This is a genomic window from Streptomyces sp. NPDC005784 (assembly GCF_042871525.1).
Taxonomy (GTDB): Bacteria; Actinomycetota; Actinomycetes; order Streptomycetales; family Streptomycetaceae; genus Streptomyces.
This window is the reverse complement of the sequence record NZ_JBIAIQ010000024.1, coordinates 1-22274: the sequence shown is the minus strand read 5'-3', so window position 1 is coordinate 22274 and position 22274 is coordinate 1. Positions and strand designations below refer to the sequence as shown.

Here is a 22274-nt window from a genome sequence, read left to right as displayed (position 1 = left end):
CGCTCCGTATGCGGAAAGGCGCCCCGCGGAAACACTTCCGCGAGGCGCCGGCAGATACCACAGCACGCCGTCAGTCCTCGTCGGCGAGGATCAGGTACAGCTTCTTGCGGGCTTCGTTGATGACCGCCAGCGCCTTGTCGCGCTGGCCCTTGCTGCCGGTCTTCCAGACCTGGCCGAAGGCCTCCATGAGACCGAATCCGGCCTGCCGGATCTCCTGCAGCGACTCCCAGTCGACCCCGCGCCCGGCCTCTTCCCAAGGCGCGTCGGGACCCTCGTCGGCCGCGCTGCGGCCGGACTCGGTGAGCGAGAACAGCTTCTTGCCGCCCTCGGCCTCGCTGGCGATCAGGCCCTCGTCCTCCAGCAGCTGAAGGGTCGGGTACACCGAACCCGGACTGGGCTTCCATGCCCCGCCGCTGCGCTCGGCGATCTCCTGGATCATCTCGTAACCATGCATGGGCCGGTCCTTGAGCAGCGCGAGGATCGACGCACGCACGTCACCGCGCCGCGCCCTCCCCCGCGGTCCGCCCCGGCCGCCGCGCCCGCCCCAGGGACCCGGGCCGAAGCCGGGTCCACCGAAGCCGGGGCCGCCGGGACCACCCGGCCCGAAGGGCCCGAAAGCCCCCCGCAGCCCCTCGAAGCCGCCCCGACCTCGATGGCCGGGTCCGCCGTGGTGTCCATGTCCGTGTTCGTGCTCGTATCCGAAGTCTTCTCCACGGGAACGCATCGCAATCACTCCATTCCATCGTTGATCGGTCGCGATGCGTCAACGATATATCGGAAGCACTCGCTTGACAACCCTCTTCGAGAAGGCGACCCACTCCCCCGCTCCCACGATCCGGCCCCCGTCCCGCCGCGCCACCCGTACCGCCGGATACAGCGGGAGACGTAGGGGGCACCCGTGGCGCCCGTGCCGCCCGCCCGCGCCGACAAGGGGCCAGATCCCCCGGATTGGCCTTGGCCCGTGGCTTCCCGGGACCGCTAGCGTCGGGGCATGCGCATTCGTATCGTCGACGCCTTCACCGACCGCCCCTTCGCCGGCAACCCGGCAGGGGTCCTCCTCCTCGACTCCTTCCCGGACGATGCCTGGCTCCAGAACGTGGCCATGGAGGTCAACCACGCGGAAACGGCGTTCACCCACCGTCTTCCCGAAGACGGCGAGGCCGACTGGGCGCTGCGCTGGTTCACCCCCGCCACCGAGGTCGCCCTGTGCGGTCACGCGACCCTCGCGGCAGCGCACGTCCTGCGCAGCACGGGCGCCCACAAGGGTCCGGTGCGCTTCGCCACGCGCAGCGGAGTCCTCATCGCCACCCCCACCGCCGACGGCTCGATCACCCTGGACTTCCCGACAGCGCCGCTCACCCCGGTCGAGACCCCCGACGGTGTCGCCGAGGCACTCGGCGCCGAGCCGCTCTCCACTCTCGACACCGGCCCGAACACCGGCGACCTGCTGGTCGAGGTCGCCGACGAGAAGACGGTCCGCGGTCTCGCCCCGGACCACAGGGCGCTCGCCCGCTACTCCGAGCGCGGCATCATCGCGACAGCCCGCGCCGAAGATCCCACCCGGGGCTACGACTTCGTCTCCCGCTGCTTCTTCCCGAACGTCGGCATCGACGAGGACCCGGTCACCGGCAGCGCCCACACGGCCCTCGCACCGTTCTGGTCCGAGCGCCTCGGCCGCCCCGCCCTCACCGGCCTGCAGGCCTCCCCTCGCTCCGGCCTGGTCCGCACCGAGGTGCGCGGCGACCGCACCCTTCTCTCGGGGCACGCGGTCACGGTCATCGAGGGCGAACTGCTCACGTAAGGAAGACCACGGACTCGCACGGCAGCACGCGAAAGGGGCGTACGAGATGGTCGTACGCCCCTTCATCGTCAGCCCGCGCCGTTCAGTGGTCGCGAGCGCCACTCACGCCGTCGGGAGCCATCCCACCTTCCCGGCGAGCAGCGCGTACCCCACGAAAGCCCCGATGTCGAGCAGCGAGTGCGCGACCACGAGCGGCCCGACGCGGCCCCAACGCCGGTACAGATAGACGAAGACCACGCCCATCACCATGTTGCCGACGAAGCCACCGATGCCCTGGTAGAGGTGGTACGAGCCGCGCAGCACCGCACTCGCCACCAGCGCGGTCCCCGGCGTCCAGCCCAACTGCCCGAGTCGGCGCAGCAGATACCCGACGACGATGACCTCCTCCAGCACCGCGTTCTGTACGGCCGAGAGGATCAGCACCGGGAACTTCCACCAGACGTCCGGCAACGCCTCGGGCACCACCGTGAGGTTGGCGCCGAACGCACGCGCCGCCAGGTAGAAGGCGATTCCCGTACTGCCGATCACCGCCGCGACCATGGCCCCGCGTCCGAGGTCCGGCCAGGGACGCGTACGGTCGAAACCGATCACACGCATCCCCTTGCCCTCGCGCATCAGCAAGTGCGCGACGAGCGCGACAGGCACCAGAGCCGACGCGATACCGAAGAGCTGCCAGGCCAGATCGAGCCAGGGCCGGCCCGGCGCCGCCGAGGCGTTCAGGGTGGCCGCCTGGTCCTTGAGACCACCCGGTTTCGTCACCGATCCGACAAAACTGATCAGCGCGGACACTCCGCTCGCGCCGAGCGACAGCGCCAGGACGAGCAGCGTCTCGTCCCGGAGAATCCGTCGTGTCAGCCTCTCCTTCGGAAAGGAATCGGCCACCGATCCCGCCTCCACCTGCACTCCCGCCTCCAGTTGGGTAATCCCGCCGCATCCCCGTCGCCGCCCCGCTAGGGTCTCGAAAGAAGTTACGAAGATCGTGCGCGACAGGCCGTCGGGGGGCGGGCGCCATACGGGGCGCACCTCCCCCTTTGCCTGTTCTACGGCTGTCTCACGGCTCGGGCTCACCTGGGAGGACCTCACCGTCATGGGACGTCACAGCTTGCCCGACGCGCCACGGGCGGGCTCCGCCGACCCCCGGCTCCGCGCACGCCGCCGCAATCTGGCCCTCGCGACGGCACTCGTCCTCACCGTGGCCGGAGGCACCGCCGCCGCCCTCCGTGGAGGCCTGCTCTCCTTCGAAGGCTCGTGCCAGGACGACGCCGTCCACATCGAGGTGGCCGCCTCGCCGGACATCGCGCCCGCGCTCAGGGCCGCCGCCGAGGACGCCCGCGCGAAGAACGTCACCTCCGACGGCCGCTGCCTCGACGTCAGCGTGACCGCGCGCGAGTCGTACCAGGTCGCCGCCGCGCTCCGGTCGGGCAGCAAGTCCGACGTGCAGGTGTGGGTGCCGGACTCGGACGCATGGGTGGAGCGGGTCGGCGAGACCACCACCGCCACGCAGGTCACCAGCCTGGGCAACGTCGCCTCCTCGCCGGTCGGCGTCGCCGTGGTCCCGTCGGCCGCCAAAGCGCTGGGCTGGCCCGGGAAGACGTACACCTGGACCGAGTTGGCCGGGGAGGCGATACGGGACAAGAAGATCGAGCTGGGCGCGGTCGATCCCGCCCGCAGCTCGACGGGACTGCTCGCGCTCGCCCGGATCAGCGCGGCCGCCTCCCGGGTCAAGGACGGTGACGTCCGGGCGGCCGCCATGGCCAAGGCGCTCTCGCGGCGCACCTCCGACAGCGACACCCAGCTCCTGGACACCCTGCCCCCCGACTTCTCCGGATCCGGGCAGGACAACCCCGGGCGCAATCAGGCCCTGATCCTCTCCGAGCAGGCTGCGTTCGCCCACAACACCTCGGCGGACGGCGGTAACGACCTCGACCTCTTCTACCCCAAGGACGGCGCGCCGCTGCTCGACTACCCGTACACGCTGGTCGACGCGCCGGGGCTGGGCACGGACAAGAGCCGTGCGGCCCTGCGGTTCATGACGTTGCTCGGAGAGGCGGCACCCCGGCAGTTCCTGCGGGTGTTCGGTTTCCGCACGGACGCCGAGAGCCCGTCGGCCGCGCTGGTCACCGAGGCCGGCGGGAGGGCCCCGCAGCCGTACGCGCGCATCCTGGTCGACCACACGTCGAAGGAAGCGGTCCAGGAAGCCCTCGGCATGTGGACGATCACGGTGGAGAGCGCCCGGATCACCACCGTCGTCGACGCCTCCTCCTCCATGGCCGAGACGCTGCCGGGCAGCGATCAGTCCCGCATGGACGTCACCAAGAAGTCGCTGCTCCAGGCGCTCGCCACGTTCACCCCGGAGGACGAGATCGGGCTGTGGAAGTTCTCCACGAAACTCGACGGCGACAAGGACTACCGCGTCCTCGTACCGACCGAGCGGCTCGGCAACGCCAAGGGCTCCCGCACCCAGCGCGAGAAGCTGTCCGCGGCCTTCCGATCCCTGAAGCCGGTCCCGCACGGGGAAACCGGTCTGTACGACACCACACTCGCCGCGTACAAGGCGGCCGTCGCCTCCTACGCGAAGGGCCGGTTCAACGCGCTGGTCGTCCTCACGGACGGAGTCAACCAGGACCCCGGCAGCATCTCCCGGTCCGATCTCGTCGCCGAGCTGCAGAAACTGGCCGACCCGGAACGCCCGGTGCCCCTGATCGCCATCGCGGTGGGCCCCGACAGCGACCGACGGGAGGTCGATCAGATCGCCAGGGCGACCGGCGGCTCCGGCCAGCGGGTCAACGAGCCCTCACAGATCCACGCGGCGATGCTCAAGGCGATCACAGCCGCAGGCGCGGTCAACCCGAACTGACCGTAACCGCCGGGCGTCACCCCAGCGGAACCGGCTCCGGCAGTCCCACCGGCCAGGTGTGCACCGGCTCCCCGAGATGCATCAGCTCGCCGTAGCGCCTCGTCGTCGCGGCCAGCGCGGCATCGCGGCCGAGTCCCTTCTCCAGGGCCCGGTGGAAGGTGGCCGCCTGCCAGGTCGCGCCGTTGACGCGCAGCCGGCACCGGTCCTCGATCACGCCCAGGTAGAGGTCCCGGTCGGCGGGCTCGACGCCCCACGCGTCCAGCCCGGCGGCGGCGAGCGGCAGCAGCTCGTCGCGGACCAGGTTCGCGGCGTCGACCTGCGTGGTCCCGCCGTAGCGGCCGCGCCGCGGCCACTCCAGGCGTGCGTCGATGCCGTACCGGCAGGCCGCGTCGAAGTTGGCGGCGGCCGCCTCGAAGGACAGCCGCGTCCACACGGGACGCGGCTCCTCGGCGAGCGCGCGGATCAGCCCGTAGTAGAAGGCGGCGTTGGCGATGACATCGGTGACGGTCGGGCCGGCGGGCAGCACCCGGTTCTCGACGCGCAGATGCGGGACGCCGTCGGCGATGCCGTACACGGGCCGGTTCCAGCGGTACACCGTGCCGTTGTGCAGCACCAGCTCGGCGAGCTTGGGTACGCCCCCGGCGTCGAGGACTCCGAGCGGGTCCTCCTCGTCGCAGATGGGGAGCAGGGGCGGGAAGAACCGCAGGTTCTCCTCGAAGAGGTCGTACGCCGAGGAGATCCACCGCTCGCCGAACCAGGTGCGCGGTCGGACTCCTTGCGCCTGCAGCTCCGGCGGCCGTGTGTCGGTGGACTGCTGGAACAGCGGGGGCCGCGACTCCCTCCAGAGCTCATGTCCGAACAGGAACGGCGAGTTGGCCCCGACCGCGATCTGCGGGGCGACGACCGCCTGCGCCGCGTTCCACACATCCGCGAACCGGCCCGGTGTGACCTGGAGGTGCAACTGCACGGAGGTGCAGGCGGCTTCGGGCGCGATGGATCCCGACCTGCAGACCAAACGCTCCACACCGTCGATGTCGAGTTCGAAATCCTCTCCGCGCGCGGCCACGATCTGATCGTTGAGCAGCGTGTAGCGGTCGACGTCCGAGAGATTCGAGGACACCAGATCGTCCTGGGCGAGCGTCGGCAGGATGCCGATCATCACGATTCCGGCGTCGACCTCGCTGGCTTTCCGATGGGCATACGCGAGCGAGGTGCGGATCTCCTCGGCGAGCCGGTCGAATACCCGGCCGCCCAATCGGTGTGGGGCGATGTTGACTTCCAGGTTGAACATGGCGAGTTCTGTTTGGAAATCGCGGCTCGCAATCCTTTCGAGTACTTGCCCATTCATCATTCTGGGCATGCCGTCGGGCCCTGCGAGATTCAATTCGATCTCCAGCCCCATCAGGTTCTTCGGGCGGTCGAACCGCTTCTCCTCCAGCAGTCGCTCCAGCCCCGTCAGACACTGTCGGAGCTTGTCGCGGTAGCGCTGCCGATCGGACAGGCCGAACGTCCCTGCCACGACCTTCTCCCCCATCGAAGTGTCCCTCCTCGGATGGGCAGGCCGACGCTCCGGCCCTGGCGTCCCGGGTCACGGTGGATGATGCCCAGGCAACGCGATCCATAACGTCCCGCGCGCGCTCTTCGACCGCTAGTCTGGACATCGGCCCCGGGCACATTCACCGGGCATGGAGCATTGAGCAAGTTTGGCGCCCGACATGATCTCGTGAAAAATGCCGACGAGAATCGGCCGACCGCTCCGGCGAAGTATTCCGAGGTCACCGCGGTTCGACCGCGCAGAACCGGGATGAATCCCTCGTTTCATCGACCGAATAGCGCCTTGTTCTTCGTATTCGGGACGACTAGACGAAACAAAGCCTGAACACGCGTCGTATAAACTCCGCTACCGAGGCAGAGAGTTGGCGCTCGCGGTCCTAGGTCCTGTCGTCACGGTGACGACGGCAGGCGACACCCTGTCGGCAGATCCAGACCCCTCGCCCCTCTGACCCGAGAGCTGACAGCGCCGTCCGCCCCCGCCCTCGCGCCACTGTGCCTGTCGAATGAGAGGCGACCCACCATGCCGCTGCACGTACCCCCGGCTCCCGCGCCCGCCCTGCGCACCGTTCTCACGGCACTCGGTTCCCCCACCGCTGTCCGCGAAGCCCGTACCCCGTCCCTGCGCCTGGCGCAGGGTCCTGCCACCCCCGAACTCCCGCTGCCCGTCCACGTCCTGGATCGCATCACTCCCGCGGGCGCCTCCGCCACCCGGCTCGCCGGGTGGCGTTTCCTGATCCGTTGCGGCGACCGTGCCGTGGCCGCCGCCGACACCATGCTGACCCCGGACGGGTGGGCCTTCTCACGCTTCTTCGAGGGCCCCTACATCACCGCGACGGAACGCGCCCTGCGGCAGGCCGAGAATATGCAACAGCCTTACCAGGCACGCCTGTTGTCCGTGCCCGAGCTCTACATGCTGACCCTATGGCTGCACGGCGACTGCACGGCGGACGGCGCCACCGGCCATCCGGCCGCCACCGACCTCCTGGTCCCGCTCGCACCCGCACCGCCCGGCATCGCCGCGCACCGTCCGTACCGTGTCGCCGAATTGCTGCCGGTCCTCACCCACCGGGTCACCCCGGCACCACTTCTCGGCTCACCCGCCTGATCCTCCGCGTCCGCGCCTCGTAGTCGTGCCCCGCAGCCGTGCCCCCGGCCGCGGGGCACGGCGCTTTCGCCGACCTGGAGAGCAGCTCGCTCGTTAGGGCCATGCAGCGCTCGTACGAGGGGAAACGCGCTCCGGGCCCGACCTGACTAGCCCCATTCGGCCACCTCGAACCACCCGAAAGGACGGCGCAGTTGGGGTGAACCCTCCGCGCGGGTGATGCGTCATCAACCTGTGAGAAGTGGTGCCCTCAAATCCCTGCGGATTGGCGCCCGTGGGGCAACACTGGGTTCCAGACCACACATCAACGGGGGGCGGCCATGAGTGCTTCAAGCCGCAAGACAGACACCACACCCATCACTCACATCTCGACCCAGCGAAAGATCCCATCCATGTGCCAGCACCAGCCACCGTGTCCGTCAGCCGAATCAGCCGACCGGGAGTCCGCCCGCCTTGTGGCGCACCACCCGGAGCAGGGATGGAGCCTGCTGTGCAACGGCGTTCTGCTCTTCGAGGACACCGGTGAGCTCCTGCCGGACGGCCAGATCATCGCCCCGCACCGCCCGTTGGGCGGCGCGCCGGTGATGACGGCCGCCTGAGCCGCACGACCCGGGCGGCCGTGACAGGCCGCCCAGACACACGAGGGGCCGGCCCGGAGACGTACTCTCCGAACCGGCCCCGACGCATGTCCCAGGGTGATCACTCCCCGTAGGCGTCCACGTGCCGAGCGCTGATCAGTCCTCGTAGGCGTCCAGCGGCGGGCAGGAGCAGACGAGGTTCCGGTCGCCGTACGCCTGGTCGATGCGGCGCACCGGCGGCCAGTACTTGTCGGCGGCCGAGACACCGGCCGGGAAGACGGCCTCCTCGCGGCTGTACGGGTGCTCCCAGTCGCCGCCGAGCGCGGCGGCCGTGTGCGGCGCCCCGCGCAGCGGGTTGTCGTCCACCGACCACTCGCCGCTGCCGACCTTCTCGATCTCCGCGCGGATCGCGATCATCGCGTCGCAGAACCGGTCGATCTCCCCGAGGTCCTCGGACTCGGTCGGCTCGATCATCAGCGTGCCGGCCACCGGGAACGACATCGTCGGCGCGTGGAAGCCGTAGTCGATGAGCCGCTTGGCGATGTCGTCGACGCTCACGCCGGTCGCCTTGGTGAGCGGGCGCAGGTCGATGATGCACTCGTGCGCGACCAGGCCGCCGGGTCCGGTGTACAGCACCGGGTAGTGCGGCTCCAGGCGCTTGGCGATGTAGTTGGCGGAGAGCACGGCCACCTGCGTGGCGCGCTTGAGGCCCTCGCCGCCCATCAGCCGGACGTACGACCAGGAGATGGGCAGGATGCCCGCGGAGCCCCAGGGAGCGGCCGATATCGGGCCGACACCGGTCTCGGGACCGGCCTCGGGCTGGAGCGGGTGGTTCGGCAGGTACGGCGCCAGGTGTGCGCGCACACCGACCGGGCCGACGCCGGGGCCGCCGCCGCCGTGCGGGATGCAGAAGGTCTTGTGCAGGTTGAGGTGCGAGACGTCGCCGCCGAAGTGACCCGGCTTGGCGAGGCCCACCAGGGCGTTGAGGTTGGCACCGTCGACGTAGACCTGGCCGCCTGCCTCGTGCACCTGGGCGCAGATGTCGGCGACGTGCTCCTCGAACACACCGTGCGTCGAGGGGTACGTGATCATCAGCACCGACAGTTCGTCGCGGTACTGCTCGATCTTGGCGCGCAGGTCCGCGACGTCGATCTCGCCGTCGTCCGCGGTCTTCACCACGACGACCTTCATGCCGGCCATCACGGCGCTGGCGGCGTTGGTGCCGTGCGCGGAGGACGGGATGAGGCAGACGGTGCGCTGGTCGTCACCGTTGGCGCGGTGGTAGCCGCGGACGGCCAGCAGACCGGCCAGCTCGCCCTGCGAACCGGCGTTGGGCTGGAGCGACACCTTGTCGTAGCCGGTGACCTCGGCGAGCTGGTCCTCCAACTCATGGATGAGCGTCAGATAGCCCCGCGCCTGCTCGGCGGGCGCGAAGGGGTGCATCTGCCCGAACTCGGGCCAGGTGACCGGCTCCATCTCGGTGGTCGCGTTGAGCTTCATGGTGCAGGAGCCCAGCGGGATCATGCCGCGGTCGAGCGCGTAGTCGCGGTCGGAGAGCTTGCGCAGGTAGCGCAGCATCGCGGTCTCGGAGCGGTGCTGGTGGAAGACGGGGTGCGTGAGGTACTCGTCGGTGCGCAGCAGCGCGGCCGGCAGGGTGTCCTCGGCACTCGCGTCCAGCGCCTCGACGTCGCCCTCGACACCGAACGCGGTCCACACGGCGGCGAGCTGCTCGCGCGTGGTCGTCTCGTCGCACGAGATCGACACCTGGTCGGCGTCGACGGGGTGGAGGTTGACGCCGTTGTCGCGGGCGGCGGCCACGATCGCGGCGGCACGGCCCGGGACCCGCACGGTGAGCGTGTCGAAGTACGCGCCGTGCACGACCTCGACGCCGCCGGCGGTGAGACCCGCGGCCAGGACGGTGGCGTAGCGGTGGGTACGCCGTGCGATGGTCCGCAGGCCGTCCGGACCGTGGTAGACGGCGTACATGCCGGCCATCACGGCGAGCAGCACCTGAGCGGTGCAGATGTTGCTGGTCGCCTTCTCACGGCGGATGTGCTGCTCACGCGTCTGCAGGGCGAGGCGGTACGCCTTGTGCCCGTCGGCGTCCACGGACACACCGACCAGCCGGCCGGGGAGGCTGCGCGCGAACTTCTCGCGCACCGCCATGTAACCGGCGTGCGGGCCGCCGAAGCCCATCGGCACACCGAAGCGCTGCGTCGTACCGACCGCGATGTCCGCGTCGAGCTCGCCGGGCGAGGTCAGCAGGGTCAGGGCGAGCAGGTCGGCGGCGACGGTGACGACCGCGCCCAGCTCGTGCGCCTGCTCGACGATCGGCTTGATGTCGCGTACGGCACCGGAGGCGCCCGGGTACTGGATCAGCACGCCATTGATCTCGCGCCCGGCGAGATCGGCCGGGATGCCTTCGGCGAGGTCGGCGACGACGATCTCGACACCGGTCGGCTCGGCGCGGGTCTCTATGACGGCGATCGTCTGCGGCAGCGCGTCCGCGTCGACCAGGAAGAGGCCCTTCTTGTTCTTGCCCATGCGGCGGGACAGCGCCATCGCCTCGGCGGCGGCGGTGCCCTCGTCGAGGAGGGAGGCGCCGGAGGTCGGCAGTCCGGTCAGCTCGGCGACGACGGTCTGGAAGTTCAGCAGCGCCTCGAGACGGCCCTGCGAGATCTCCGGCTGGTACGGCGTGTACGCGGTGTACCAGGCCGGGTTCTCCATGACGTTGCGCAGGATCACCGGCGGCGTGAACGTGCCGTAGTAACCGAGGCCGATCATCGAGCCGAGCACCTCGTTGCGGTCCGCGAGGGAGCGGAGCTCGGCCAGTACCTCGGCCTCGGTGCGCGCGGCCGGCAGCTTCAGGGCCTCGGCGTTCTTGATCACGTCCGGCACCGCGGCGGCCGTCAGCTCGTCGAGCGAGCCGTATCCGACCTGCGCGAGCATCTTGGCCCGCGCTTCGGAGTCGGGCCCGATGTGGCGCTGCTCGAAGGGAATGCCCTGTTCGAGCTCGGAAAGCGGAATACGAGGGGCTGTCATGGCGGAGGCCTCCTGGTCTGACGCGACCTTCGAGGGGCACCCCGGCACGGGTACCCCGACGGCCTCCCCCTCTGTCATCTCAACCTGAGAGTTTCACCGGATCGTCAACGGACGGTCCGGCTTTCACCGTCGGTGAGAGCGGAGGCCAACGGCACCCGCCCTGCTTTCCAGAGTGACCTCGTCCGTGCGGTACGTGAGCCTGAGAGATTCCGGGGAGGATTTGCTCCTTCGGCGCCTCCGGTGAAATCTGGAGGACTCTCCCGCACGGGATCAGCAGCCGTCTGCCAGCCTACCAGCGAGGACAAGACATCAGCCTTCGAGTGGCCGCCTTCACAAATGTGCTCTTTTGTAGTACTTACGGATGAGTTTGCGACCACTGGAGGGACCGTGCAGACCGACATCGATCCGCGCAACCTGATCGGCCGCAAGGCGTTCGACAGCAACGGCACCAAGATCGGCACGATCGACGAGGTCTATCTCGACGACGCCACCGGTGTCCCGGAGTGGGCGGCCATACGCACGGGGCTGTTCAGCAGGGATGCCTTCGTGCCCCTGGAGCCCAGCGAGATCGTCGAGGGGACCCTGCGCATCCCCTTCGACCGGGCGCTGATCAAGGACGCCCCCGACTTCGGCGTCGGGCGTCACCTTTCCCCCGAACAGGAACTCCAGCTCTACCACCACTACGGTCTCGACGTGGCGTCCCCTCCGCCGCCGCCGGACCGGGACTTCGGCCGGCTCGCGGGCACGGAGGACACCTGAGCTTCCCGGACGGCCGGTTCAGCCCCTGCACCCGCGTCCGGGCCCAGGCCCACGTCCCGGTCCGGGCCCACGTCCCGGTCCGGGCCGGCACTCGTGTCCAGGTCTCGGCCCGTTTCCGGGTCCCCGCCCGCGCGTGGGTCCGGACCCACGCGCGGACCCTGCGTCGCGGTTTGTGACCCCGACGGCCCGGGACCCGCCGGGAACGCGTCGGCGTCCTCGGGTCTTCGCTCCACCAGGGGCAGCGGGTCCGCCGGTTCCAGCTGCGGATCGTCCGTCCGGAAGGTCCGCACCCGGCCGGGGTCGGACCAGGGCGTCTCGAACCGCACCGTGACCCGTCCCAGCCCGCTCCCCTGCACCCATCCGTGCCCGAACTCGGCATGCCGCACGTCGTGCCCGGAGGGCCACCGCCGCTCCGCGGGCGGTGTCTCCGGGGCGGCCTCTTCGGCCGGCTCGTCCGCGGAACGCTCCTCGGCCGCCGGCTCCCCCACGGCAGCGGCCTGCGCCTGCGCGAACAGGTCCTCCTGCGTGTAGTCGGCGAGCCCGGAGACGCCGACCCCCAGCAGGCGCACGCCTCCGGTCGTGTCCACGCCCTCCAGGAGCCGGGCTGCGGCCTCCCGGACGACGCCGGGATCGTCCGTGGGCCCGCGCAGCGTCTCGGACCGGGTCAGCGTCGAGAAGTCGTACCTGCGCACCTTCAGCACGATGGTCCGCCCCGACAGCCCGGCCCGGCGCAGCCGCCGCACACACCGGTCCGCGAGCCGCTGCACCTCCAGCTCCACCCGGACGCGGTCGTGGATGTCCACGTCGTACGTGTCCTCGACCGACACCGACTTGGTCTCCCGCTCGGCCACCACGGGCCGCTCGTCGTGGGCCAGCGCCATCGCGAACAGCGCGCGCCCATGAGCGTTCCCCAGCAGCCGTACGAGCTCGTCCTCGCCCGCCTCGGCGAGCTCCTCGACCGTGGTGATGCCGGCCCGCCGCAGATGGTCGCCGGTGGCCGGTCCCACACCCGGCAGCGTCCGCACCGGCATCGGCCCCAGCAGCGCACGCTCGGTGCCCGGCTCGATCAGTACGAGACCGTCGGGCTTGGCCTGCTCCGAGGCGATCTTCGCCAGCATCTTGGAGGCGGCGAGCCCCACCGACCCCGTGAGCCCCGTGACCGCCCGGATGTCCGCGCGCAGCTTGGCGCCGGCCAGCCGCGCCGAGGCGTCGTCCCAGGCCGTCCCGCCCGCCTCCAGGTCCACGAACGCCTCGTCCAGGCTCAGCGGCTCCACCAGCGGCGACAGGGCCTTCAGCAGCCCCATCACCTGCTCGCTGACCTCACGGTAGAGCCCGAAGCGGGGCACGAGATAGGCGGCGTTCGGTGCGCGCCTGCGGGCCTGGGCCATGGGCATCGCCGAGTTCACCCCGAAGACGCGCGCCTCGTACGAAGCGGTGGCGACCACTCCACGGGGTCCGAGTCCGCCCACGACGACGGCTTTCCCGCGCAGGCTCGGCTTGGACGCCTGCTCCGCCGAGGCGAAGAAGGCATCCATGTCGAGATGCAGGATCGTGGGCGCGGTTCTCACATCTCCGATGCTGCCCTACGCCACTGACAATGCCCCGGCACGCCGGGGCATCACGTCATCGAAAGCCGCGCGTCACACCGCGCGGTTGCGCCTGCGCGCCAGCTCGTCGGCGGGATTGTGCCCGAGGAGCGTCTCACCGGTGTCCACGCGCTCTCCGTGCAACTGCGACAGGGCGCCCTCGACGTCCCGCCACACCACGCCCACGGCGATGCCGAAGACACCCTGGCCGCCCTGCAGCAGCGCGTGCACCTCGTCGGGCGAGGTGCACTCGTAGACCGTCGCGCCGTCGCTCATCAGCGTCATGCGCCCCAGGTCCTGGAAGCCGCGCTCCTTCAGGTGCTGGACCGTGGTGCGGATGTTCTGCAGCGACACCCCGGTGTCGAGGAACCGCTTGACGATCTTCAGGACCACCACGTCCCTGAAGCTGTACAGGCGCTGCGTCCCCGACCCGTAGGCGGGACGCACACTGGGCTCGACCAGTCCGGTCCGCGCCCAGTAGTCCAGCTGCCGGTAGGTGATGCCCGCGGCGGCGCACGCCGTGGGCCCTCGGTAACCGACCTCTTCGGGAACAGCCCCTCCCTCACCGGGCACTGCTGTCGGCCGCCGCGCAACGTGCTCGGCCGCGCCGCCATGCTGGGGGTACCCCCCGCTCGAGCCGAGCCGAGAGCTTGGGGGAGGGTACGGGCCACTCTCCCCCGGACCGCGTCCGGGAGCACCCCCAGCCGTACCGTCGCCGCTGCTTCTCACGCCGACCTCCGTCCTTGACCTGCCTTCTCGACGGTAGGCAGTCACCAGGGGCGCGTCAACGATCGCCACACTCGGCACGCCGAGTGATAATCACCCTAAGGGTGGTTTCCCGTGCCCTACCGCGGGGAAAGGCTAGCCGAATGCTCTCGGCGCGGGCCGCGGCACACCACACTCGCCGCAGGCAAATGCCGCCCGGAGCGGCCCTCCGCCCGCGTCACTGGCTGTTGGTGCCGAAGTCCTCCGGCGAGATCTGGTCGAGGAACTCGCGGAACTTCTCCACCTCGTCCTCCTGCTCGTCCGGGATCGCGATACCCGCGTCGTCGAGCACCCCGTCACTGCCGTAGATCGGCGTTCCGGTGCGCAGGGCCAGCGCTATGGCGTCGGACGGCCTGGCACTCACCTCGACCCCGCTGGCGAAGACGAGCTCGGCGTAGAAGACGCCCTCGCGCAGGTCCGTGATGCGCACTTCGGTGAGCTCCTGGCCGACGGCCTCCAGCACGTCCTTGAACAGGTCGTGGGTCAGCGGTCGTGCGGGGGCCATGCCCTGCTGGGCGAAGGCGATCGCCGTCGCCTCCCCCGGTCCGATCCAGATGGGGAGGTAGCGGTCGCCTCCCACTTCACGCAGAAGCACGATCGGTTGGTTGGAGGGCATCTCGACCCGGACACCTACGACATCGAGCTCGTTCACACAGCAACCCTAGGCCGTGCCCGGGACGTTTGGGTAGTCGGGCACAGAACGGGTGGACGATCCACAGCCTGCGCCGGTACTCGGGATCAGCGCAGCCGCACTCCCAGCGCGGTCTGTACGAGCGCCGCGTGCAGCTTCACCGTGAGGCCCGCGAGTTCCTTCGTGCGTGCCTCCGCGTGCGCCCGGGTCTGCGGATTGCGGTGGCGCCGCAGCGGGGCGACCACCTGGTCCACCAGTCCCGCGTCACGCTCCGCCGCGGCCTTCATCGCCCGCAGATGGCGCGGCTCGATCCCGAAGCGTCCCAGCTCGACGACGAGCGCGGCGACGGTCACCGCCTCGGCGTCGTAGACACCGTCGGGCAACGGGCCGATCAGTCCGTACGACTCCCACTCCTGGAGCTGCTGCTCACCGATCTCCGCGGCGGCCAGCAGCTCGGCGCGGCCCACCCGGGCCGCCGTGGGCCCCTCGGGCTCGCCGTAGAGCCCCCCGAGGGGTTCTCCCTCACCCGCGTCGCGCTGGCGGCCCACGGAGGGCAGCCGCACCTGCTCACCGCGCGCCAGGGCGTCCAGGTGCTCGCGGATCACCTTCAGCGGGAGGTAGTGGTCACGCTGCATCCTCAGGACGTGGCCGAGGCGTTCGACATCGTTCGCGCTGAACTTGCGGTACCCCGAAGGGGTCCGCAGCGGCTCGACGAGCCCCTCCGACTCCAGGAACCTGATCTTGGAGATGGTGACTTCGGGGAACTCGTCGCGCAGCACGCTCAGCACCGCGCCGATGCTCATCAGCCCACTGTCCGCGGCGGCGGTACCGCCGCCGGCACCGCCGCTCGGTGTTTGAAGCATGGACATTCCCTCGGTGTCCCCCCGGACGGAGTTGGGGGAGGGTCAGATGCCCTGCTGGCTCGCGTAGAACACCAGCCGGTACTTGCCGATCTGCACCTCGTCACCGTTCGACAGCGGGACCTGGTCGATCCGCTCCCGGTTGACGTACGTGCCGTTCAGGCTGCCGACATCCGCGACCGTGAACGAACCGTCCGCGACACGACGGAACTCCACGTGCCGACGCGACACCGTCACGTCGTCGAGGAAGATGTCGCTCTGCGGATGACGCCCGGCCGTGGTCAGCTCACCGTCCAGCAGGAAGCGGCTGCCCGAGTTGGGGCCACGTCGCACCACCAGGAGCGCCGAGCCGACCGGCAGCGCGTCGACCGCCGCCTGAGCCTCCGGGGAGAGCATCGGCGAGGGCGTCTGACCCGTCACCTCGGCGTCGTACGCCTCGATGCCGGAGATGGAGATCGTGGACGTCTGCTCCGACGGACGCTCCGGTCCGCCCCGCAGCGGCGCACCGCAGTTGGAACAGAACCGGCTGTTCTCCGCGTTGCGGTTCCCGCACCTCGTACACACCTGGGCCGACATGGACGGATCCTCCTGCCGCGGCTGCCCACCAGGGGCATGGGACGCATACGGATCGGAGGCGAACCCTCCACCCGTGCTTGAGGCTGACGGTTCCCCGAAACCTATGCGGCCCGGCTGGGCAGGGTCAACAGACGACGCGCCCTGACCACCGGGACCGGTGACCTGGTCCCGGAACAGCGGGCGGTCGCCGCTCTGGGCCTCCGCGTCTCCCTGGCGCGGTGCACGGTGACGGGCAGTCGCGTTGTCGCCACTGTCCTCTCGCGTGCTCTTGCCGAACAACTTCGCAAACAACTTCACGGGCGATTCCCCTTGACCGAAACAGACCCGCCCGTGGGGCAGGACGAACCCTGATTGAACACACCGGTCGACCCGGACATCCTCACAACGTCCGTATCCACCAGACAGTTTCCACCACGCACCACCCATTCGGTGCGCCGACCCCCCGCAACCTCCTGCCCTCGCCCGGCGACCCCCATGCGACTGCCGTTCACCGGGAGGACGACTGAGCGTAGTCAGGCCGCTCCGCCGGTCGCAAGGCATCGACGACGATCTTCGTCGAGCGGTCCACCGTGACGGTGGCCTGCTCCTTCTCCAGTGTCTGCACCACGCCTCCCGGAATGTTCAGCGCCGGCTCCAGGTCCTGCGGCTTGCCGATGACTTTGAAACGATAAGGCTGGGTGATCTTGTTCCCGTCGACCTTCACTCCGCTTCCGGAGTCGGCCAGATACGTCCCGGCGACCACGCGCACGCCGTTCACCTGGATCGCCTCCGCGCCGGCGGCGCGCAGCTCCTGGATCGCGTCGAGCAGCATGTCCGCCTTGACCGTCCCCTTCGCGTCGTCGATCGTCAGGGTGATGCCGGGGCCCTGAGCGGCCACGGTGCCCGCCAGAATGCCGAGTTGCTTCTCCTTCTCGACCGTCTGCTTGCGGGCCTCCTCGGCCTGGTTCGAACTGTTCTCCAGCTCGGTGCGCTGATCCTCGAGACCCTGCTTCTCGTCCTCAAGACGCTGAGTCCGGCTGTCGAGTTCATCGAGAATGCGCACGAGATCTTCCTGACGCGCGCCGCGCAGCGCGCTGTCGCCGTCGCTGTTGGACGCCACCTGTACGGCCAGGCCGAAGCCGAGGCCGAACAGCAGCACCGCGACGATGAATTGGGCACGCGACACCCGCGGCGGCCACAACCCCTTGACCAGCCTCTGACGGCCGGACGGCGGCGTCTCGACGTTCTCGTCGGCCGTCTCCGGTTCGGGCTCCCGCGCGGCCGCGGGGACCTCTTCCGGCAGCTCTTCGCGCAGCGGGTTCTCGGGCGCTTCTTCTTCGTTCTCGTTGCTCATCGGCCTCACGCCCGGAACACGTGCCGACGGATCGCCGCGGCATTGGAGAAGATCCGGATGCCGAGGACGACCACGACACCCGTGGACAGCTGGGCACCCACACCCAACTTGTCACCCAGGAAAACGATCAGCGCGGCGACGACCACGTTCGACAGGAACGAGACCACGAAGACCTTGTCGTCGAAGATGCCGTCGAGCATCGCGCGCAGACCGCCGAACACGGCGTCGAGCGCCGCCACGACGGCGATCGGAAGGTAAGGCTCGACAACCGCCGGAACCTCGGGCCGGACCAACAATCCAGCCACGACTCCCACGACGAGGCCCAGTACGGCGATCACGGTGTGCCCTTCTCTGTGCTCGGCTCTGCTGTACGTACGATCACACTCGGTGCGGCGGACAACCGGACGTCGCCCTCGGCGGAAATGCTCGTCCTGATGCCGTAGTTCTCCTGGAGGGCATGCAGATAGAGCCCGTCGGCGCTGTTCTGGAACCTGGTGCTGAGCCGCTGGCCGTCCCCCACCGCGAGCACCGTGTACGGCGGCACCAGCGGCTTGTTGTCGACCAGTATCGCGTCACCCGCGGCCCTGATGGCCGACAGAGCGGTCAGCCGCTGTCCATTGACGGAGATGGCCTCGGCGCCCGACTCCCACAGGCCGTTGACCACGCGCTGCATGTCACGGTCCCGCACCCGCCCGGTGTCGGAGAATCCCGAGGTCTCCCGCGGATTGGTGCCGTCACCGCCCGTGCTGGCTTCCTTCGCGTCGTTCACGACGAGCTTCACGCCCGGTCCGTGCACATCGGTGGCACCCGACAGAATGCTCACCAGGTCGGCCTGCTCACCGCCGCCGTCCTTCTTCAGCGCCACACGCTGGCGGGCGCTCACATCGGCGCGCAGGGTGTCGACGCCGGTCTCCAGCTTGTCCGCGGCCGTCGTCTCGCGCTCGATGCGGTCGATGAGCTCCTGGCGCTCCTTGGCGACGACGGGGGCCGCCAGCCGAGCGTTCGCCGCTCCCACGGTGACCACGAGCGCGGCGAGCACCAGACCCGCGGCAAGACCCAGCTTGGCCCGGACCGTCTTCGGCATGCCGCCGACGCCGTCTGCCTCCCTGCGGGCGGCAGCCTCGGCGTACCCCTCGTCGAGGCTGTGATCCATGACGTTGGTGAGCAGCGACATGGAGGCGTCCGGGCGCGGGGGGCGCGGAGCGCTGCTCCGAACGGGGGGCTGCTGCGGCATGCCGCACATCGTCGCACGTCGCGGGTGCTACCTCCGAATGGCCCCACCAACGTGCCGGACAGGCCCCCTTGGGGACACTTGTCCGACACGCACGGGTGAAGATCGTTTCAGCGGCCGGCGCTGTCCACCACGGCCGCCCACTCGTCGAGCAGAGCCTCCGCGGAGGCGTCGTCCGGGCCCTCCGCCCACAGATGGGTGACGGCCTCGGCGGGGTCCGGGAGCACCATCACCCAACGCCCGTCCGTCTCCACGACCCGTACGCCGTCCGTCGTGTCCACGAAGCGGTCTCCCGCCTCCTCCACGACCCGGCGCATCACCAGCCCCTTCACCGCCCACGGAGTGGCGAGGTCCCGCTTGAGGACATGCGCCCGCGGAATCCGTGCGTCAATCTGGCTGAGCGTGAGCTGCGTCCGCGCGACGAGACCGATGAGCCGTACGAACGCGGCCGCGCCGTCGAAGACGCCGCTGAACTCGGGAATGATGAAGCCGCCGCGTGCGTCGCCGCCGAAGATCGTCGTCTCCTCGCGGCCGACCCGCGTCAGGTCGTCCGGCGACGTCGTCGTCCACTCCACCTGCGTGCCGTGGTACGCCGCCACCTGCTCGGCGATCCGTGTGGTGGTGACCGGCAGCGCCACTCGCCCACTGCGCCGCTCGGCGGCCACCAGGTCGAGCATGACGAGAAGGGCCCGGTCGTCCTCGACGATCCGCCCCTTCTCGTCGACGAGCGAGAGCCGCTCGCCCACCGGGTCGAAGCGCACTCCGAACGCGGCCCGCGCGGACGCGACGATCTCGCCCAGCCTCACCAGGCCGGCCCGCCGCGTCTCCGCCGTCTCGGTCGGCCTGGACTCGTCGAGACCGGGGTTGATGACCAGGGAGTCCACACCGAGCTTGCCCAGCAGGCTGGGCAGCACCAGTCCGGCACTGCCGTTGGAGGCGTCGACGACCACCTTGAGCCCGGAATCCGCGATCCCGGTGGTGTCGACGTTCCGCAGCAGCGATCCCGTGTACGAGTCGAAGACGCTGGCGGGGAAGTGCAGGTCCCCGATCTCGCCGGGGAACGCGCGCCGGTACTCCTGCCGCGCGAAGACCCGGTCCAGCTTCCGCTGCCCGCCCTGCGACAGGTCGGCACCCTGCCCGTCGAAGAACATGATGTCGACGGAGTCGGGCACTCCGGGTGTCGTCCGGATCATGATTCCGCCCGCACTGCCCCGAGCCGTCTGCTGCCGGGCCACGGGCAGCGGTACGTTCTCCAGGTCGCGTACGTCGATGGCGCTGGTCTGCAACGCAGAGATCACCGCTCGCTTCAACGCGCGGGCACCTCGGGAGTGGTCGCGGGCCGTGGTGACGGTGGAACCCTTCTTGAGGGTCGTCGCATAGGCCCCCGCCAGGCGCACGACCAGTTCCGGGGTGATCTCGACGTTCAGGATCCCGGAGACACCACGGGCGCCGAAGAGGTGGGCCTGACCGCGCGACTCCCAGATCACCGAGGTGTTGACGAAGGCGCCGGCCTCGATGGTCTTGAACGGATAGACGCGGACGTTGCCCTGAATGATCGATTCTTCACCGACGAGGCATTCGTCGCCGATCACCGCGCCGTCCTCGATGCGAGCGGCGCGCATGATGTCGGTGTTCTTTCCGACCACGCAGCCGCGCAGATTGCTGTGCTGACCGATGTACACGTTGTCGTGCACGACGGCCCGGTGGAGGAACGCGCCGTTCTTGACGACGACGTTGGAGCCGACGACGGTGTGTTCGCGGATCTCGGCGTTCGCCTCGACCTTGGCGTAGTCACCGATGTAAAGCGGCCCGCGCAGTACGGCGTCGGGATGCACTTCCGCACCCTCGGCCACCCAGACGCCCGGGGAGATCTCGAACCCGTCGAGTTCGACGTCGACCTTGCCCTCGAGGACGTCGGCCTGGGCCTTCACATAACTCTCGTGAGTGCCGACGTCCTCCCAGTAGCCCTCGGCGATATAGCCGTAGATGGGCTTGCCTTCCTTCATCAGCTGGGGGAAGACGTCGCCGGACCAGTCGACGGAGACATCGGCCTCGACATAGTCGAAGACCTCGGGCTCCATGACGTAGATACCGGTGTTCACGGTGTCCGAGAAGACCTGGCCCCAGGTCGGCTTCTCCAGGAAGCGCTCGACCTTGCCCTCTTCGTCCACGATGGTGATGCCGAATTCCAGCGGATTGGGGACGCGCGTCAGACAGACGGTGACGAGCGCGCCCTTCTCCTTGTGGAAGTTGATGAGTTCGGTGAGATCGAAGTCGGTGAGAGCATCACCGGAGATCACGAGGAAAGCATCGTCCTTCAACGCCTCTTCGGCGTTCTTGACGCTCCCGGCGGTACCGAGTGGCTTCTCCTCATTGGCATAGGTGAGCTCCATGCCGAGCTCTTCACCGTCACCGAAGTAGTTCTTGACCATCGAGGCCAGGAACTGGACAGTGACGACGGTCTCGTTGAGCCCATGCCTTTTGAGCAGCCTGAGCACATGCTCCATGATCGGGCGGTTCACCACCGGCAGGAGCGGCTTGGGCATGCTTGAGGTCATTGGGCGAAGGCGTGTGCCTTCGCCTCCGGCCATCACGACGGCCTTCATGTCGGAAGCGTCCTCCTTGAAGAGACGACGGTGCAGCCGACTTCACCCGTCCTGATTGTCCCGCAGATTTCGAGCGCGGGCCATCGGGGCACAACAGCCGCCCAATCGGGCCGAGCTCAATCGGCCATGGTGTCCGCCCGGACCAACCGGCGGACCTGCACCACGTAGAGGACTCCTGCCCACCAATACAGGGTTGTACCCCATCCGGCGAACGCCCATCCGAAAATAGCGCCCACTGTCGCGATCCAGCCGCTCGCGTCGCTGAGCAGCAACAACGGGAAGGCATACATCAGGTTGAAGGTGGCTGCCTTCCCGAGGAAGTTCACCTGCGGGGGCGGATAGCCGTGACGTCGGAGGATCCACACCATGACCAGCAGAACCAGCTCGCGTGCGAGAAGCGCCGCCGTCAGCCAGATCGGAAGAATCTCGCGCCAGGTGAGTCCGACAAGCGTCGACAGGATGTAGAGCCGGTCGGCCGCGGGATCCAGCAGCCGGCCGAGGCTGCTGATCTGGTTCCAGCGCCGGGCGAGCTTCCCGTCCAGATAGTCGGTGATACCGCTCAGCATGAGGACGAGCAGCGCCCAGCCGTCACTCTTGGGACCGCCGAACTCCGGCCTGAGGATCAACCACAGGAAGATGGGTACGCCGAGGAGACGCGCCATGCTGAGGATGTTCGGGATGGTGAGGACCCGGTCCGTCTGAACACGGGTCTCCTGGACCTCCACCCGGGGGCCTCCTGTGGGAAACGAGCCAACGATGCCCCCTGACCATACCCGCAGCCCCGGCACCACAGCGCAGAGGGGGAGGCAAGGGAGGGACGCCATCAGAAAAATTGGTAGAAAACAAAAAAGCTCCGGCTCTCGGGAAATAATTCCCAAGAGCCGGAGCTCTAATTTTAGTTCGGCGGCGTCCTACTCTCCCACAGGGTCCCCCCTGCAGTACCATCGGCGCTGTGAGGCTTAGCTTCCGGGTTCGGAATGTAACCGGGCGTTT

At 69.3% G+C, this 22274-nt stretch carries 19 protein-coding genes, 1 rRNA gene and 1 riboswitch; of the genes, 5 read left to right on the top strand and 15 right to left on the bottom strand.

Annotation, left to right across the window (positions count from 1 at the left end; genetic code table 11):
- Nucleotides 1-70: 70 nt before the first annotated feature.
- Nucleotides 71-724, bottom strand: a complete 654-nt coding sequence (locus ACFYR3_RS30250) for a PadR family transcriptional regulator (protein ID WP_355856660.1) — start codon at nt 722-724, stop codon at nt 71-73.
- A gap of 267 nt (nt 725-991) precedes the next feature.
- On the opposite strand from ACFYR3_RS30250, the gene ACFYR3_RS30245 reads away from it, so the two are divergent.
- Nucleotides 992-1801, top strand: a complete 810-nt coding sequence (locus tag ACFYR3_RS30245; protein ID WP_389285223.1) for a PhzF family phenazine biosynthesis protein — start codon at nt 992-994, stop codon at nt 1799-1801.
- Nucleotides 1802-1903: 102 nt separating this feature from the next.
- On the opposite strand, the gene ACFYR3_RS30240 is transcribed toward ACFYR3_RS30245, so the two are convergent.
- Nucleotides 1904-2704 (bottom strand): CPBP family intramembrane glutamic endopeptidase, encoded by an 801-nt coding sequence (locus ACFYR3_RS30240; RefSeq protein ID WP_355856666.1) that lies wholly within the window; start codon nt 2702-2704, stop codon nt 1904-1906.
- A 184-nt stretch (nt 2705-2888) separates the two neighbouring features.
- On the opposite strand from ACFYR3_RS30240, the gene ACFYR3_RS30235 reads away from it, so the two are divergent.
- A complete protein-coding gene (locus tag ACFYR3_RS30235) occupies nt 2889-4658 on the top strand; it encodes a substrate-binding domain-containing protein (protein ID WP_355856669.1) in 1770 nt (589 codons plus the stop codon).
- 16 nt (nt 4659-4674) lie between these two features.
- On the opposite strand, the gene ACFYR3_RS30230 is transcribed toward ACFYR3_RS30235, so the two are convergent.
- On the bottom strand, nt 4675-6192 hold the full coding sequence (locus tag ACFYR3_RS30230) for a glutamate--cysteine ligase (RefSeq protein ID WP_355856672.1): 1518 nt from the start codon (nt 6190-6192) through the stop codon (nt 4675-4677).
- A 540-nt stretch (nt 6193-6732) separates the two neighbouring features.
- On the opposite strand from ACFYR3_RS30230, the gene ACFYR3_RS30225 reads away from it, so the two are divergent.
- Together ACFYR3_RS30225 and ACFYR3_RS30220 are read left to right on the top strand one after the other, a co-directional pair.
- On the top strand, nt 6733-7317 hold the full coding sequence (locus tag ACFYR3_RS30225) for a hypothetical protein (protein ID WP_355856675.1): 585 nt from the start codon (nt 6733-6735) through the stop codon (nt 7315-7317).
- Between the two features lie 389 nt (nt 7318-7706).
- Nucleotides 7707-7913: a DUF5999 family protein gene (locus ACFYR3_RS30220; protein WP_323178830.1), complete on the top strand. Its 207-nt coding sequence runs from the start codon at nt 7707-7709 to the stop codon at nt 7911-7913.
- Between the two features lie 135 nt (nt 7914-8048).
- Here ACFYR3_RS30220 and gcvP read toward each other — a convergent pair whose 3' ends face one another.
- Entirely contained in the window at nt 8049-10934 is a 2886-nt protein-coding gene (gene gcvP, locus ACFYR3_RS30215; RefSeq protein WP_355856679.1) for an aminomethyl-transferring glycine dehydrogenase, read from the bottom strand.
- A gap of 177 nt (nt 10935-11111) precedes the next feature.
- A riboswitch (glycine riboswitch) is annotated at nt 11112-11207 on the bottom strand.
- Nucleotides 11208-11321: 114 nt separating this feature from the next.
- Here gcvP and ACFYR3_RS30210 point away from each other — a divergent pair.
- On the top strand, nt 11322-11693 hold the full coding sequence (locus ACFYR3_RS30210; RefSeq protein ID WP_355856682.1) for a PRC-barrel domain-containing protein: 372 nt from the start codon (nt 11322-11324) through the stop codon (nt 11691-11693).
- On the opposite strand, the gene ACFYR3_RS30205 is transcribed toward ACFYR3_RS30210, so the two are convergent.
- From ACFYR3_RS30205 to rrf, 11 genes are all read right to left on the bottom strand, one after another.
- Nucleotides 11615-13261, bottom strand: coding sequence for a DNA polymerase IV (locus tag ACFYR3_RS30205; RefSeq protein ID WP_389285222.1), 1647 nt, complete (start codon nt 13259-13261; stop codon nt 11615-11617). The two genes, ACFYR3_RS30210 and ACFYR3_RS30205, sit on opposite strands and share 79 nt — an antisense overlap.
- Before the next feature lie 72 nt (nt 13262-13333).
- The gene (locus ACFYR3_RS30200) at nt 13334-14008 is read right to left on the bottom strand and encodes a MerR family transcriptional regulator (protein ID WP_389285221.1); all 675 of its coding nucleotides are present in this window, start codon (nt 14006-14008) and stop codon (nt 13334-13336) included.
- Nucleotides 14009-14222: 214 nt separating this feature from the next.
- Nucleotides 14223-14696, bottom strand: coding sequence for a bifunctional nuclease family protein (locus tag ACFYR3_RS30195; protein ID WP_006123076.1), 474 nt, complete (start codon nt 14694-14696; stop codon nt 14223-14225).
- 86 nt (nt 14697-14782) lie between these two features.
- Complete coding sequence (locus tag ACFYR3_RS30190; RefSeq protein WP_389285220.1) at nt 14783-15538, bottom strand: MerR family transcriptional regulator; 756 nt, start codon at nt 15536-15538, stop codon at nt 14783-14785.
- A gap of 42 nt (nt 15539-15580) precedes the next feature.
- Entirely contained in the window at nt 15581-16537 is a 957-nt protein-coding gene (locus ACFYR3_RS30185; protein WP_355856693.1) for an FHA domain-containing protein, read from the bottom strand.
- Nucleotides 16538-16598: 61 nt separating this feature from the next.
- Complete coding sequence (locus ACFYR3_RS30180) at nt 16599-17444, bottom strand: DUF881 domain-containing protein (RefSeq protein WP_389285219.1); 846 nt, start codon at nt 17442-17444, stop codon at nt 16599-16601.
- Between the two features lie 5 nt (nt 17445-17449).
- The gene (locus tag ACFYR3_RS30175; protein WP_003988855.1) at nt 17450-17782 is read right to left on the bottom strand and encodes a small basic family protein; all 333 of its coding nucleotides are present in this window, start codon (nt 17780-17782) and stop codon (nt 17450-17452) included.
- Nucleotides 17779-18678, bottom strand: a complete 900-nt coding sequence (locus ACFYR3_RS30170; RefSeq protein ID WP_389285218.1) for a DUF881 domain-containing protein — start codon at nt 18676-18678, stop codon at nt 17779-17781. The genes ACFYR3_RS30175 and ACFYR3_RS30170 overlap by 4 nt, the downstream gene beginning before the upstream one ends.
- Before the next feature lie 107 nt (nt 18679-18785).
- Nucleotides 18786-21281 carry a mannose-1-phosphate guanyltransferase gene (locus ACFYR3_RS30165; RefSeq protein ID WP_355856702.1) on the bottom strand — a complete coding sequence of 832 codons (2496 nt, stop codon included), beginning with the start codon at nt 21279-21281 and terminating at the stop codon, nt 18786-18788.
- Between the two features lie 116 nt (nt 21282-21397).
- Entirely contained in the window at nt 21398-22006 is a 609-nt protein-coding gene (locus ACFYR3_RS30160; protein WP_355856705.1) for a CDP-alcohol phosphatidyltransferase family protein, read from the bottom strand.
- A 173-nt stretch (nt 22007-22179) separates the two neighbouring features.
- A 5S ribosomal RNA gene (gene rrf, locus ACFYR3_RS30155) occupies nt 22180-22274 on the bottom strand; the annotation flags it as partial.